Below are 14,795 nucleotides of genomic sequence, written 5' to 3'. Positions count from 1 at the left end.
CCCAGCCACGTCAATCCTCGTCCTGACCATCTTCTTCGCGACGGCTCATGCCGTACTTGCGCATCTTCTCGACCAGGGTGGTACGACGAATACGCAGGCGCTCGGCCGCACGCGCCACCACGCCACCGGCATCATCCAGCGCTTGTTGAATCAACCCTTGCTCCAGATTGCCGAGATAGTCTTTCAGGTCCAACCCCTCCGGCGGCAGCATGGCTGGCGTATCGAGGCCCGGCAGACCGGCCATGATCGCAGCGCGCTCTTCCATTTCATCGCGCAAGCTGGCTGCAAGCTGCTCATCCTCGTCATCGACATGACGGAACTTCTTCGGCAACTCGCCCACCCCGATCACCCCATAGGGATGCATGATCGCCATGCGCTCTACCAGGTTGGCCAACTCGCGCACGTTGCCTGCCCAGTCATGGCGACACAGCGACATGATGGCGGCCGAGTTGAAGCGAATGGAGCCACGCTTCTCGTGCTCCATGCGCGAAATCAGCTCGTTCATCAGCAGCGGGATATCTTCGATACGCTCGCGCAGTGGCGCCATCTCGATGGGGAAGACATTGAGGCGGTAATACAGGTCCTCACGGAAACTGCCGTCCTCGATCATCCTCTCCAGGTTCTTGTGCGTGGCGGCAATGATGCGCACATCGGCGGTCTGCGTCTTGTTGCTGCCCACACGCTCGAAGGTGCGTTCCTGCAACACGCGCAGCAACTTGACCTGCATCGGCAGCGGCATATCACCGATCTCGTCGAGAAACAGCGTGCCGCCGTTGGCCAGTTCGAAGCGCCCTGCCCGACTGGTGATAGCCCCGGTGAAGGCGCCCTTCTCATGACCGAACAGCTCACTTTCCAACAATTCGGCCGGAATCGCGCCGCAGTTGACCGGCACGAACGGTGCCTCGCGACGCTTGGAGTGGTAGTGCAGATTGCGCGCTACCACTTCCTTGCCGGTCCCGGACTCACCAAGGATCAGCACGCTGGCCTCAGTGTCGGCGACCTGCTGCATCATCTGCCGCACCTGCTGAATGGCGCGGCTGGTACCGACCAGGCTGCGGAACAGATTGGGCTCGCGCTGCCGACCACGATCGCGGGCCTGATCGTACATCTCGCGATAGACCTGGGCACGGTGCAGCGAATCGAGCAGCTTGTTATAGCTGAGCGGAGTCTCCAGGGTGGCCAGCACACGTCTGCGCAAATCTTCCGGCCACTCGACGATGTTTGAGTCGCCAACCGTCAATAGCGGCAGGAACTCATCCCAGCCAGCAATCTGCTTGGTCAGCTCGAGCGCGCCCCCCTTGGTCTCGACATCGCCCAGCAAGACGCTGAGCACTTCGCGACTGGAAGCGAGCTCGGCCACAGCAGTACGCCAATCCTGGCTGGTACAGGCCAGATGCTCTTCCCCAAGAAAACTCAAAATGATCGCCAACTCGTGGCGGCGCGCAGCATTGTCATCGATCAACAGGATTTTGGTTTCACGCCACATCTTGTGCTTGTCTGACCCGAGAAGTGAGGGAAATTGCGCGCCAGATCTTCGACGCACACCGGCAATGAGCCACTAGTAAAGTCAAAAAATTGAAGCCAGTCAATTTTATGGCGTAATTTTTTCGCCCACCAGTGTAATTAGCTAAGCATCTGTTTGCAGAGCCGGGTAGTGGCAGCCGATAAAAAAGCAGGAGAACGAAAATGGAGAGAGAGGACAACCGAGCCGAACCTGCTGGTTAAACTCGGTAAACACGCTGTTATCAGCCGAAAAGCTGATAAACCTTGGCCCCTTGGCGGGAGTGATTGAGCTGCACTAATTCGCCAGCCAGACGCTGCTGCTCGGTCTGACAAACGGTCACCAACTCACGATACAGTGACAGCAGATTTTCCAGCCCACTGCGCAGCTCTTCTTCGTCATCACTATCGACCATAGCCGCATCGACTACCATGCGGCACTGTAGATCGAGCTCGCCAATCGCGGCCCAGTCCTGTTTGGCCAGAGCATCGCGCAGGGCCGAACCGGTCGCTTGCAAACGCTGGACGGATGAACTCATTTGCTTCTCCTCCGATGCCCACTCACTACTGAGCGATGGCATCCCAACCCTGTTTGACTTTACGCAGCAGCCCTGAAACTTCCTCGAGAAGCTCCGGCTCGTTGCTCACATTGGCCTCGGTCAAACGGGCGATCATGTATTCGTACAGGCTATCGAGGTTAGCGGCCAGCTCGCCACCTTGCTGATGGTCGAGACTCTCGCGCAGTCCCGCGACGATGGCAATACTCTTGCCGATCAATTCACCTTTCAGCGCTGTCTGGCCTCGCTCCATGGCACCACGTGCCTGAGCGATACGAGACAGACCACCCTCCATCAACATCTGGATCAGTCGATGAGGGCTGGCTTCAAAGACCTGTGCATGATTGTTTACGGTTTGATACTGCTTGAGAGCCGCCATCGCATTCATGACATCTGCGCCTATATGGTTGATACCTTAGATATCGACGCGCACTCAAGAAACTTTAGAAAAATCAGGTGGGAGCAGTTGTCTCATCAGGCTCGATAGCGTCCCAGGCATCCTTCAGCACAGCCAGCAAAGACTCGACTTCATCCAGGTTACGGGGCGTATCGTCCACAGCGACACTGGCTAGACGTCGCGTCATGTAGTCGTAGAGCGAATCAAGGTTCTGAGCTATTTCGCCTCCCAGCTCTTTGTCCAAGCTGGCCTGCAGAACGCCAATGATACTGAGCGTACTGCCCACTGCCATCCCGCGCTGCTCATGATTGCCCTCAAGTTTGGCGCGCCTCGCCAAAGATACACGCGCCAGTGCCCCCTCCAGCAACAACTGAACCGCACGATAAGGCGTCACATCCTGATGTGTCTTTATTTGCCGATACGTGTCGATTGGGTTACTCACGAGTCTTTCCTCACGACACCAGGCAGGTTGTTCAGGGCAGAACTCAACTGGCCACTGGTGCTGTTCAATTGACCGATCAGCGACTCCATCGCAGTAAACTGTGCGACCAAGCGCTTTTGCATTTTATCAACACGCAGGGTCAGATCATCACGCTGCTGCTTGATGTCACTTTGCGTACTCCGCAAAGCACCCATCCGCTGTTCGAGAATCCCGCCAGCCTGGTTGTAGGACCCGACGCGATTGTCGAGACGCTTCATCAGCCCTTGGTCACCCGTAAAGAATGAGGCCATGTCATCAAAGTTGTTTTTCAGAGAATCATTGAGCTTGTCATCGTCGATCTTCAGGGTACCATTCTGCTGAGTGGTGATACCCAAATCCGCCAATGCCCGAATGTTGCCCTGACCGCCAGAGAGCGCCACAAGCTCGTTGCGCACCCCACTTACCAGCGTACGTACGGTTGCATCACCCACCAAGCCGCCAGTAAGCGGTGTGCCGTCCTCCCCCACCTTGACGACGCTGGTCAGCGAATTGCTGGTGCTTATAAGCTTGTTATACGCGTCAACAAACTTCTTTACATTCGACGTAACAGCCGTCGTGTCCTGCCCCACTGTAAGCGTCAGAGGCTTGTCAGCCTCAGTTTTCGCTAACAATTGGAAAGTCACACCTGAAATGGCATCGGCGGGGCTGTTGGTCGCACTGCTTAGCGCGAGGCCATCGACAGTGAACTCCGCATTGGCAGCCTTGACGATGTAACCAGCACTCTCATTGTCAGTCGCCCCATTTCCATCCGCCAAGCTAACGCGACCGTCAACATCAAGCGCCTCATAGCCACCCTTTCCCGCGACAATAATATCTTTGCCTACGCCGGTCGTATTACTGCCGAAGACCAGGCGCGAGGTACCTGTCGCAGGATCAGTCACGGCGCTTACCGTGATGCCCTTATCCTTGAGCGCGGCGTTCAACTGATCGCGCGTGCTATTTAGGTCAGATCCAGCGGCAATCTTTACATCGAGGCCGGCATCATCAGCGCCCAGCTTGATATTCAAGACCTGATCAGACTCTACTTTGAATGTCGAGGTCTGAGCCGCGGTAGCGACTTTACTGGCGGTGGCCAGACCTTTGACTTCAATCTGATAACTACCGGCACTCGCCGTCTTGCTCGCCGTGGCGGTCAAGGCAGAGGTATTGGAGGAAGTAGCCGAGCGCTTTTCGAAAAGACTGGCGTTGTTGAGGTCCTTAAGCGCAGTACGAAATTCACTAAGCGCCGAATTCAGCTGCCCTAAGGCGGAAAGCCTGGTCGTCGTGGTTTTATCCAGGCGATCGAGCTGGGCTTCCTTGGGTGCCTTCTCCGCATTAACCATCGCAGTGACTAGATCACCAATGGGCAGTCCTGAATTCAGGCCTGTGGTGAGCCCACCGATAGTCGCCATAGTGATTACCTCGTCATGAAATTGGCAGTAGCACGCTTATCACGCGCCGATGCACTCAAGCATTCAAGAACCATACCAGCGCATCATGCCTCTGCATTGAACAGCAAGCTGCGTACTTCCGTTAGGTTTTCTGCAAGGCGAAGCGCCTCTTCGGACGGAATCTGTCGGATAACATCTCCCGAGCCGGCGTCCGTAACCTTGACCACGACTCGCCCATTACCGTCATCCAGCGAGAAGTTGATGTCACGACGAACAGACTGAACGAACTCCTGAATGTTACTGACAGCCTCTTCTACCTCTGCACGGGTAATTGCAGCAGCATCACGCTCCGGTTCTACAACAGAATCTTTGCCTGGCGACAGCGATTCCTTGGCCACAGAGTCGGAAAGCTCACTTGGACGAGTCTTGACAGACTGCCCTTGTGCCGCTGCCGGCTTCAGCCAATCATGCACTGAGTCAATGTTCATTTCTTTTTCCTCACAACGAGGCAATGGGGGAAAAGGTCATGCCTTTCCCCCCATTGGCGCCGCCTGTCGACTTAGCCCAGCAGGCTGAGTACGGCCTGTGGCAACTGGTTGGCCTGGGCCAGGATAGCCGTACCGGCCTGTTGCAGCACCTGATTCTTGCTCAGGTTAGCAGTTTCGGCAGCGAAGTCAGTATCCTGGATACGGCCGCGAGCTGCCGACACGTTCTCCGCGATATTCTGCAAGTTGCCGATGGTGTTCTCGAAACGGTTCTGCACCGCACCGAGGTCTGCTCGCTGGGAATCGATTGACTGGATCGCCTGATCGATGACCAATACCGCTTCCTGAGAGTTCTGCACGCTACTGACATCAATGTCGGAAATCTTGTCAGTCGTTACCGCCGTGGCAGCCGTGTAGGCACCAGTGGTAAGGCCAGCAGGAGCACCAGTGATGGTCAGAGCGGTCAATTCGTTGCTGCCATCCTTGTCTTGCGAGATGATTTTCATCGCGCCAGTGTCGTCGACGAAAGCACCCACACCCAGGTTGGCATCGTTGATTGCCGCGCCCAACTGGCGGGCAGCCTGAACAGCAGTAGTGCCGCTGGCAATGGTGGTTTCAACGGTTACGGTCTTGCCATCTACGGTCATCGATACCGACGCGGTACCAGAAGCCGTGGCAGTACCCGTGACAGCCGCGACATCGCCCTCATAGTACTTGCCGGTCAACGAGTCGGTGCTCATCTCGTCAATCTTGACGCTGATGGTTTCGTTTGCTGCGCTACCCACTTGGAAGGTAGTGGTTTCGAAAGAACCGTCCAGCAACTTCTTGCCACCGAATGTGGTGGTATTGGAGATACGGTTCAGTTCCTTCTTCAGCTCGGTAACTTCCGAGTTGAGCGCCTTACGCTCTTCGTCACTGTTGGAACCGTTGGCCGATTGCAAGGCCAGGTCACGCATGCGCTGCAGAATGCTGGTGGACTGCTGCAAAGCACCTTCAGCAGTCTGCGCCATGGAGATGCCGTCGTTGGAGTTCTTCACTGCAACGTTGAGGCCGTTGATCTGGCTGCTCAGACGGTTGGAAATCTGCAGGCCGGCAGCGTCGTCTTTGGCGCTGTTGATACGCGAACCCGTGGACAGGCGCTGCAAGGAGGTGTCCAACGCCTTGGACGAGCTGTTCAAGTTACGCTGAGTGTTGAGGGAAGCAATGTTCGTGTTGACTGTAAGAGCCATGATGTATGTCCTCCATCGGACCTAGCTTGTTTGTCTGAGGCTGCGAAACCCGATTCTGCAGTTCTCAGACAGCCATTGAGTTCGCATTCGTATTGCTTATCGGCTTGTGCGGCAGGAGCTTTAGGGCCAAGTGAAAAAAAATTTCTTCCTGCCTTGACAGCGCCAACGCACTCCTAATTCACGTCAGGTCTATCGGCACGATCAGGCCCAGCTTTAGCCACATCTGAAAACGCATCAGGCCGCTCGAAAGCGGCCTGATGCGGGAACCTGTTCAGTCAGGAAGCCAGGCTGTCCGCCAGGCTTGTAGGCCCGGCCCTTCAAGCATCCAGTCACAGTGCACGGCACTGCGCAATGCATCACCCGCCTGGGCACAGGCGTCAAGGTCGGTTATGTGCATGCGTATGGCGTCAACCCAATCACGGAAGCGGTTCTTAACCCGCATGACGGGCAGCCCATCCTGATAGCAGCGTACATCACTGCATATCACCGGGATGCCACAGGCGCCATACTCCAGCAAGCGTAGATTGCTCTTACACTCATTGAATAGATTCTGCTCAACAGGCGCGAGGGCAAGGTCCAAATTCAGCGCGGCAAGAGCCTGGGGATAACGGGTGATATCAACGCCTGAGTGAAACTCTTTTACGAAGGGTCGAATTACCTCTGGGCACATTCCAAAAAACACCCAGTCCACCTCGCTGGCCAATTCCTTGACGACATCGACGATCATCTCTAGATCGCCGCTGTGACCTGCTCCCCCGGCCCAGCCGACTCGAGGCCGGGCAGAGGTTCGACGGCAGCTTTGCAAATTACCCCACCAGTGGCTGGGCAACCTGTTGTGGACGATCCTGATCCGCTCATGCATGCCGACAAACGCTTCGGCTAACGCCTCGGTGGAGACCACCAAGCGATCAACACACGCAAAGCCCTGACGCAACGAACGCAGGATATCCTTGGGCATATGCTGACGATGGGCATTTTTCAGCGGCAGGTTGGGTAGATAATCATCCAGCTCGTAGACTTTGAACGCCGATGAAAACGCCTTCATTCGCTGCATAGCTGCCAGTCGCTCAGCACCGACCTGACGCTGTAACAGAATGACGTCGGGCTGGAAGCGCTCCAGCTCGGTCAGCGGCAGAAGACTGGTGGACATGGCACCCTCAACCAGACCGGCATCCTCTAGCGCCTTAAATGGCTGGACGATCCGGTAATGACCACAGCCGAAGAGATCAGCCGGATGCGCAAGGACCCGGGGCAACGGGCGCCAAGACTCCAACGGGCGCCAAGCCAGGCCGGGATCGGCAAGTTTGAATCCACCGGACTGCACCAGGGAAAAATTCGGGTTGTACGCAGGGTCCCTGGCCAGCACGGACAACCAGCGTGCATACAAGGCATCCTGCTCCTCTGCACTGGCAGTTGGCATCGAGCTGGCGTCCAGCATTAGCTTCGCATTGGCCGCCCACACAGTGAGATAGCCGGCCTGGAGCGCTCGTAGGCAAAGATCAGTATCGAGGTAACGATCGGGCAGATCATCCGCACAACCAGCCAACTCAGCGTAGAGCTCACGGCCGATCATCAGACATTCGCGACTGACAGCACTGTAATCCTGATCCACCCGCAGGCGCTGCATGTAACCGGGCGCGTCCAGCCCCTCGCCCACAAACGGAAATCCCACCGGCCCATCCAGCCCGAGAACCAGGCCGGCATGACGAATCGAGCCATCCGATGCAATTAGCTTGGCGCCGACCACCCCCACTTCCGGCCGAAGAGCGTGGTTGACCAACTCGTCCAGCCACTGATCGTCAATCACCGCCGTTTCCGGCGACAACATCAGCAGAAAATCGCCTTTGGCCTGGACCGCCGCAAAATTCAGAGCTGCGGCTGCACGCAACTGCGACTCATCCGGCCAAACCGCCCTCAAGCGGGCCTCACCCAACCCAGCCAGCGCGGTCAGCCAGTCACGAACCTCACTCGCCGATGGGTCGCTCTCTATCAACAGCAGTTCGTAATGTGGATAGCGAGTACTTTCCAACAAGCTTTCCACGCAGCGCTGCAGCTGCGATAACTGACTGCCCGCCAGGAGCAGCACCGACACCAGGGGCCGCCGGGAATGCTCATAACGAATGCGATACTGCCCCGGTTGAATCGAGTCTATCTGCGGCGACTCATAGCCCCGCAACTGCAGGTGCCGCAGGATCGCCAGACGCTCATCCTCAACGTCCGAGAGCACCGGCGCATCGGTAATCAGCAGCGGCTCAGCGATATGACCTAGCCCGGCAAGGCCGCCAACATTGATGAGCCGAAGTATCATGTCCAGCTCGATGGCACGGGGCAGCGTGTCATCGAACCCACCAGCCTGAAGCAGAATATCTCGACGGAACAGCCAGTGATGGGCCATACCAGCGGGAAAGCTCAACAGGTAGTCCAGATTGAATGCTGGACGGAAACCGACACCCAGTCCTGCGTTGTCCTGGCGGTATACCTGATCGCAGTACACCGCTCGACAATCGGGAGCCGTCAGTAACTCCAGGCTCGCCATCAGCAGACCATTGACTGTGAATGTCTCGCCGGGATTGACCAGCACCAGCCAATCGCACTCTGCTTCCTGTAACACCTGATTAAGGGTGATCACCCAGGTGTCGGAGGTCACGCTGATCCTATGGCCTTGCCAGTCCTTCGCCGATTGGCCGACGGATAGAAGCAACGGATAAAGATTGGCGTAGCCATTGCGAGACGGATGCAGGGATTCCAACGTCCGTACGACACCCTCATCGTCGCCCTTCAGGTCCAGCACAACTACACCGATGCAAGGACCACCCGCATGCTCCTGCAGGCGCTCGTCCACCAACCGCTGTTGAGTCGAGTTTAGCTCTCGCGCTTGCAACCAGTCCTGCAAACCAGCCTTGCGCGGCTGCCGAGTACCATCGCCTAAACCGAAACGTCCCAGCATTTCCTCGCGGCCAGCACGTACCCTATCGCTGCCAAGATCAGAATGGCGGCGGTACATTTCCTGATACAGAGCGCCAAAGTTCTTCTGCTCACGTCCAAGCATGTGGTCCGACCCGGTATTCGGTGCGTCCCGCAAATGCACCTCGGCGGTTACGCCAGGCAGATGCACGAAGGGATAGCGGGCCGCCAGGCGCAGCAGCATGTCCCAGTCCTCGAACGCCGTCAGGCTGGTATCGAACTCACCGACCTCTGCCAGCATGCTGCGCGGATGAGCCCAGGTGTTGACCGGAATGTAGTTCTGGACGAACAACCGCTCTCTGTCGAAGATCTCGTGGGAGAAAGGTGCCTGGCGACCAAGCTCAATGCGCGTATCCCCCTCAAGTCGCTCGCTGATGTACTCGACCCCGGCGTAGACCACGCTCTGTGGCTGGCGCTCGAACGCGTCAGCCAGACACGCGAGGTGCTCGGGCAGATAGAGATCGTCATCGTCCAGGTAACAGATGTAGCGCCCCCGCGCCAGCCTGAGCCCCGCGTTACGCGCCGCCGACAGCCCTTGGTTGCGCCCTTGGTAGAGGTAAGTGATAGGAAAGTCGAACTCCGCCAGCAGCGACTCGACCGGATCACCATGGTCGTTGACCAAAATCACCTCGAAGTCGCGCAGGCTCTGTTCGCCCAGGCTGGCCAGGGCATGGCGGAGCAATCCGGGGCGGTTGTAAGTGGTCAGGATGATGGAGAAAAGTGCCTCCTCCCCTAGACGAGCCAAATCCTCCAGGCGCTCACAGAGCTGGCGGGCTTGCTGACCCAACGCCGAATGCTGTTCCTCTGGATACAGGGCAAGCCGGCGACTGATGTGCGCCGCCACCTCACGCTCGCGCCCCCTCAGGCAACGTTCCGCATTGCGATTGAACACGCCCTGAACAATTGCAAGGTGCGCAGCCAAAGGTTCGGATGAGGCGTAGAAACGAGTCGACTCCTGCCCGCCATGCCAGCGATAGCTGACCCCGGGGGCATCCACGTAAACAAAGTCGGGGTAACGCTCGGCCATCTGCACGACCATTTCCCAGTCGCCGGCACTGTAGGTCTTCTCCGGTCGCCAGGTGCTGCAGAAGGCTTTTCGGCGATAGATGACGGCGGAAGGCGCCATGTAACAATCATGGATCAGCAGGTCAGCGACTTCGTTACGCCCACCCACATAGTCGCCATTGCGGTACCCCGGATGACGGGGCTGATTCAGGGGCTGCCCACTCCCGTCGACCCAGCGGATACTGGTATAACCCACTGCGACATGGGGCTGCCGCTCCAGGGTTGGCAGGAGGCTCGAAAGATGACCAGGGTTGAAGTAGTCGTCCGCCGATAAGAAAGTAATGTAGCGCCCCTTGGCTATCCACATACCATTGCGCCAGTTGAAACCTGGCCCATAGTTATAACGATTGCGCATGTAGCGAACACGCGAATCACCGGCAAATGCACTCATGACCTGCGAGGTATCGTCGGTGGACGCGTTGTCCAACACCAGAATCTCGATGTCATCCACCCCCTGGTCCAGCACCGATTGAATGCACTGCCCGAGAAAGCGCCCGTAGTTATAGGTCGGGATGATAACGCTGAGCAGTGGTTCGTCACCGCGTACTGTCGCGGCATCGGCGGCGACGGCTGATGTCACGCGATGAATCCAGAAATCCGCCGAGCGACTGTATAGCCGAGAGTAGTCACGCTCGTCGGCATCCCGGGCGATCGCCCACTGTGCAGAATCCGCGCAAGCAGGATCGGTGAGGGTATGAGGGTTGAGGGAGATCAGTCGCTCATCATAATGATGGACCGACATTGGCAGAAACAGCTTGGCGAAGGTTGCCTCGTTTTCTAAGCCGTCCCGCTCGGAGCACTCCTGCAAGACCAGATAACGACGCTGTCCGGGAGCCGGACTGAGCACTACCTGATCGCGATACTCGCTAGCGATCAGCAACAGCCCATCGCACCCGGCAAGCGCTGCATGGGTGAGGCGCTCGAAGGACAGACCATTGCCTCGTGCGTAGCTCGCCAAGGGCTCAAGCGGCATCTGCTGCTTGAGGCTGCCCCAATCATCTTCGGACAACAGGAACACCTGTTGGGCATTCGTATCGAAGCCGGCAATTCCCACCTGCCAGGGTTGCTTGCAACGGCCCCCCGCGATCAAAGCCCAGTCCGTCATGCTGTTCCCACCTAGGTTGGAGCTATCAAATTTTGTTTGGTTGTCGATTGGCGACTGAACGGGCGCGGATATCAATCCGTCTTGTATCCCGGCCAGGCTCAGATCCGTTCCAGTATCGGCCGCGAACCGCGTGTTGAAAGACCAGCAGAGTCCATCGGCTCCGCAACAGCAGACACCACAGCGTGCACAGGCACGTCCACTAGGTCTTTCCAGGAAACGATCAGCACCTCGCTGGCAAGGTTCTGCCTGATGAGGGCCTCGATGTAATGCTCGTGGTCCCGTTCGGAGCTCATCACGATGACATCCCCTGGCAGGACATTATCACGCATCCAACTCAACGGCTGGATAGGCACACCCAAGAGCCTCCTGCCCTGTCGGTTGACATTGGAGTCCAGGCACGCGACCACCTCGCCAGCATTCTTGCGCGCCTCGAGCACCAGCAGTGCCGCGATAAAAGCGCTGCCGAACACGATGATCCGCCGCCTTGCAACGGCCGCCAGAATACTCGAAGCGGGATCGGCTGCATGCCGCTGCGCCCAGCGCAGCAGTTGTCGGGTGGCACTGCCGTGCCCCTCCGCCGACAACGTTTGCAACCTGTCAAAGCGCTCCGCCGGCGAGAGCAGGCTGTGCAGCATTACAACCGGCAGGCCGGCAAGAAATGCGTCGATGGAAACATCGGCGGTAGCCTTCAGCTTGCGGGCCGCCCGAGCGATTTTATCCGCAGTGCGTTTACTGACAAGAGACCGCTCCTGCGTGGTGATCGCTTCCTGAATCTCGAACCGCTCCACGAACGCATCGAAATGCAAGGCGTCCGGTCGCCCTCCGGGCACCTCGCTGGCAACCTTCTTCAGGCGCCGATACAGATATACCCCCGGACGCGACAGGCTTGCCACATGAGAGAACTGGTTCGTGTGGACACGGCGTCGGAGCAGAGGCGAACCGATGAACCCGATAAAATGGCGCCTGTTGACACGAGCAGGCAGCAACACATCGGCGATTCCCGCTACATCCATCGGATTTTCCTGTTGCCGCAAGACGCGAAACGGCAACGCCATCGAATAAACCTTGGGCAGGTACGCTCGCTCCAGCATGACGCCACTGGGCATTGGCCAGAGCCGCTCCTTGAGAAAGCTGGCGATATACTGCCCGGGAGCGAACACGCGATCTTCCGTCCGCTCGGCAACACTACCCGCTATCGGCAGGCCATCCTGATCAATATCGCTGACGGCGCTCCAGACCAGGCGCACTTCGGGATTGGCATCCAGAAACGCCATCTGCTGCGCCAGCATATCGGGCTCCATGATGTCGTCGTCATGGGTCACGATCACACGCTTGCCGATGGCAATGTGGAAGGCAGAGCAGCAGTTGAACTCCACAGAGCTGTAGTGGGCGGAGTTACGCACATAGCGAATCCGCGGATCTTGCAAGCCCAGAATATATGCGCCGGTAGCGTCGGTGCTGCAGTTGTCCAGCACCAGCAGCTCAAACTCGCGGTAGCTCTGAGTGAGGATCGCCTCGATGGACTCTTTCAGGTAGTGCAGCCGGTTGTAAGTCAGCAGGGCAACTGTGAGCGGCGGTACGGACAAGCTCATGGCGCTGTCTCTGGGCTGCAATCGCCGGCTATATGGCGATGCTGCTCCACATGGAGAAAGATGAAGTTCGTCTCTGGCGTGTCTTCATTGATCACAGGACAGGGTTTCAGTCCGGCGGCCCCCAGGGTGTAGGCGCGGTAGCCATACCTGCCGAGCAACTGCACGACATCATTCGGGTGGTAGTCGAACTGCCGCGCCCACTTGCGCAGCAACTCGATGAGAATCACCGGCTTGTGGCTGGCGATGGTCGCTTCGCCGCCCTGCATCACCATGAGCTCAGCCCCCTCGACATCACATTTGATGATTTGCGGGGCCAGGCCATGGCGCGTGCAGAACAGGTCAAGTGTCGTGCCCAGGCAGGGAATCCTCTCTAAAGTCTCCTGGTCACCAGGCTGCCCCGCCACGGCCAGCGAGGTTGCGCCTGAGCATAGAGGTGTATGGAGAAACTCCAGAGGGCCTTCCTGATTAGAGAAGGCAAGGCGGTGCGTCTCAATATTGCTCAAGCCGTTGTGCAGGATGTTCCGCGAGAGGATCTCGTGGGTATGGGGTATCGGCTCGAACGCATGCACCTGTACCGAGGAGCAATGGCGAGCCAAGGCGAGCGAATACCAACCGCAATTGGCACCTATGTCCAGAAAGGTGCCATTGGGCTGGATAACCGACTTGAGAAACTCGGTCTCGGTAGTTTCGTATGACCGGAAGTTCATGAGGGTGTAGGGCACTAGATGCTGGTCCTGGGGGTCGAGCACCAATTCGATTTGCTGAGACCGGGAACGAACGTAGATACCGTCATGCTGGATGCGTACAGCCTCCACATCGGTCTCGGCAATAAACGCCGAATACTCGAACAGGCTGCTATGCCGGGCATGGATGGCCTCGATATAGTCTTGCTTACGAGTCTTCCCCGCTTCATGGGCATCTCGTAGCTGAGTTAGTGTGTTCATCGGCTTACGATGCCCTCCGGGGCGAGGCTGATAATGCGTCCGGTCCAGGCATACTGATCAAGGAGCATGCGTCTTATCTCATCAGCGTAGGTCGTGCTCGCGATGAAGACCGTGGCACCCGCATGCTGCAGTACGGATTCCGGTGCTGAAATAGCAACACCCAGCAAGGATTTACCCTGCAGGCTTTTATTCCGGTCGATGACCGCACGCAGGTTCACATGGGCTAGACGAGTGTCACACAGCAAGCGACTTGTCAGAGAACCAGCGCCCCATATAACCACTGGCTCCCCGCTATCCTCCAACTGCCTGGCAAGCGCTTCCACGCAGGCCAGTTTCTCCTGCGAGAACGCCACGTATCGATGCAGGCTGCTCGCCGATACCCGGTCGATACTGGGTGTTTCCATCCGGCTGCCGGTCTTACGATAGAGGGCCAGCAGGTAATGGTTGTCGTAGAAATCATTGTGTTGAGAGATGACGTCTACCTTTTCGAAACCCGCGCCACGGAGCAGATTGTCGAGGCTGGTCTCGCTGAAGAAGTTGATGTGTTCCAACGCAAATTCGAGAAACGCCTCAGCAGGCGGGACAGCACCGAAAGAAACCCCATCGGGAACGGCAATGAATAGATGCCCGCCCTCTTCAACCAACTCAGATAGCTGCCCTGCACTGCGTTTCAGATCAGCAATATGCTCTAGCACACCACAGAGACTGACCAAGTCAAAGGGATGAGTGGCAGAAAGGGTATCCATGGTTTCCGTGCGAATCTCGAGGCCGTGAACCTCCATGCCCAAGCGTGCAGCAGTCGGACTCGGCTCGATGCCCAGTAGGTCGACGAGGCCCGCCGCCTTGAACCGGGACAGGAAGTGGCCCATGCCCGAACCGATGTCCAACACCCGCACCGACTCCGACAATGGGACATGCCGCTGAACGAACGCGAAAAAGTCGTCATGGATGCGTGATAGCCCTGCAGGCACCTCCTGATGCAGATGGTGCTCGGACTCCTGATAGAAACTGTTCAGCACGGACTGATCGGGAATATCGCTGGCAAAGGCGAAGCCACACGCCCGGCAAGACACGACGTCGTAGTGCACGGGTTGCACCTGCCCGGG

11 protein-coding genes are annotated in these 14,795 nt (G+C 57.7%); all 11 read right to left on the bottom strand.

The window, feature by feature from the left end:
* Window positions 1–10: 10 nt before the first annotated feature.
* Window positions 11–1,486: a sigma-54 dependent transcriptional regulator gene (locus GV002_RS06695; protein WP_160017613.1), complete on the bottom strand. Its 1,476-nt coding sequence runs from the start codon at window positions 1,484–1,486 to the stop codon at window positions 11–13.
* Window positions 1,487–1,745: 259 nt separating this feature from the next.
* Window positions 1,746–2,039 (bottom strand): flagellar protein FliT, encoded by a 294-nt coding sequence (fliT, locus tag GV002_RS06690; RefSeq protein WP_160017612.1) that lies wholly within the window; start codon window positions 2,037–2,039, stop codon window positions 1,746–1,748.
* 25 nt (window positions 2,040–2,064) lie between these two features.
* Complete coding sequence (gene fliS, locus GV002_RS06685) at window positions 2,065–2,445, bottom strand: flagellar export chaperone FliS (protein WP_160017611.1); 381 nt, start codon at window positions 2,443–2,445, stop codon at window positions 2,065–2,067.
* A gap of 64 nt (window positions 2,446–2,509) precedes the next feature.
* Window positions 2,510–2,896 (bottom strand): flagellar export chaperone FliS, encoded by a 387-nt coding sequence (fliS, locus tag GV002_RS06680; protein ID WP_160017610.1) that lies wholly within the window; start codon window positions 2,894–2,896, stop codon window positions 2,510–2,512.
* Window positions 2,893–4,326 carry a flagellar filament capping protein FliD gene (gene fliD / locus GV002_RS06675; RefSeq protein ID WP_160017609.1) on the bottom strand — a complete coding sequence of 478 codons (1,434 nt, stop codon included), beginning with the start codon at window positions 4,324–4,326 and terminating at the stop codon, window positions 2,893–2,895. The genes fliS (GV002_RS06680) and fliD overlap by 4 nt, the downstream gene beginning before the upstream one ends.
* Before the next feature lie 83 nt (window positions 4,327–4,409).
* Window positions 4,410–4,793, bottom strand: coding sequence for a flagellar protein FlaG (locus GV002_RS06670; RefSeq protein WP_160017608.1), 384 nt, complete (start codon window positions 4,791–4,793; stop codon window positions 4,410–4,412).
* A gap of 71 nt (window positions 4,794–4,864) precedes the next feature.
* A complete protein-coding gene (locus GV002_RS06665) occupies window positions 4,865–6,019 on the bottom strand; it encodes a flagellin (protein ID WP_160017607.1) in 1,155 nt (384 codons plus the stop codon).
* Between the two features lie 271 nt (window positions 6,020–6,290).
* Window positions 6,291–11,153, bottom strand: a complete 4,863-nt coding sequence (locus tag GV002_RS06660) for a glycosyltransferase (RefSeq protein ID WP_256667041.1) — start codon at window positions 11,151–11,153, stop codon at window positions 6,291–6,293.
* A 98-nt stretch (window positions 11,154–11,251) separates the two neighbouring features.
* Window positions 11,252–12,745 carry a glycosyltransferase family 2 protein gene (locus GV002_RS06655; protein WP_160017606.1) on the bottom strand — a complete coding sequence of 498 codons (1,494 nt, stop codon included), beginning with the start codon at window positions 12,743–12,745 and terminating at the stop codon, window positions 11,252–11,254.
* A complete protein-coding gene (locus tag GV002_RS06650; RefSeq protein ID WP_160017605.1) occupies window positions 12,742–13,689 on the bottom strand; it encodes an FkbM family methyltransferase in 948 nt (315 codons plus the stop codon). Before GV002_RS06650 ends, GV002_RS06655 begins: the two co-directional genes overlap by 4 nt.
* Window positions 13,686–14,777: a class I SAM-dependent methyltransferase gene (locus tag GV002_RS06645; RefSeq protein ID WP_256667040.1), complete on the bottom strand. Its 1,092-nt coding sequence runs from the start codon at window positions 14,775–14,777 to the stop codon at window positions 13,686–13,688. Before GV002_RS06645 ends, GV002_RS06650 begins: the two co-directional genes overlap by 4 nt.
* Between the last annotated feature and the right edge of the window lie 18 nt (window positions 14,778–14,795).

The organism is Pseudomonas sp. 8O (assembly GCF_902506495.1).
Taxonomy (GTDB): Bacteria; Pseudomonadota; Gammaproteobacteria; order Pseudomonadales; family Pseudomonadaceae; genus Aquipseudomonas; species Aquipseudomonas chaetocerotis.
Note: the sequence above shows the minus strand (reverse complement) of the source record. Positions and strands in the feature narration are given on the sequence as shown.

Bases quoted from the DNA above. Each gene is read 5' to 3' on its own strand.
- GV002_RS06695 (WP_160017613.1), bottom strand. From the start codon at position 1,486: ATGTGGCGTGAAACCAAAATCCTGTTGATCGATGACAATGCTGCGCGC.
- fliT (WP_160017612.1), bottom strand. From the start codon at position 2,039: ATGAGTTCATCCGTCCAGCGTTTGCAAGCGACCGGTTCGGCCCTGCGC.
- fliS (WP_160017611.1), bottom strand. From the start codon at position 2,445: ATGAATGCGATGGCGGCTCTCAAGCAGTATCAAACCGTAAACAATCAT.
- fliD (WP_160017609.1), bottom strand. From the start codon at position 4,326: ATGGCGACTATCGGTGGGCTCACCACAGGCCTGAATTCAGGACTGCCC.
- GV002_RS06670 (WP_160017608.1), bottom strand. From the start codon at position 4,793: ATGAACATTGACTCAGTGCATGATTGGCTGAAGCCGGCAGCGGCACAA.
- GV002_RS06665 (WP_160017607.1), bottom strand. From the start codon at position 6,019: ATGGCTCTTACAGTCAACACGAACATTGCTTCCCTCAACACTCAGCGT.
- GV002_RS06660 (WP_256667041.1), bottom strand. From the start codon at position 11,153: ATGACGGACTGGGCTTTGATCGCGGGGGGCCGTTGCAAGCAACCCTGG.
- GV002_RS06655 (WP_160017606.1), bottom strand. From the start codon at position 12,745: ATGAGCTTGTCCGTACCGCCGCTCACAGTTGCCCTGCTGACTTACAAC.
- GV002_RS06650 (WP_160017605.1), bottom strand. From the start codon at position 13,689: ATGAACACACTAACTCAGCTACGAGATGCCCATGAAGCGGGGAAGACT.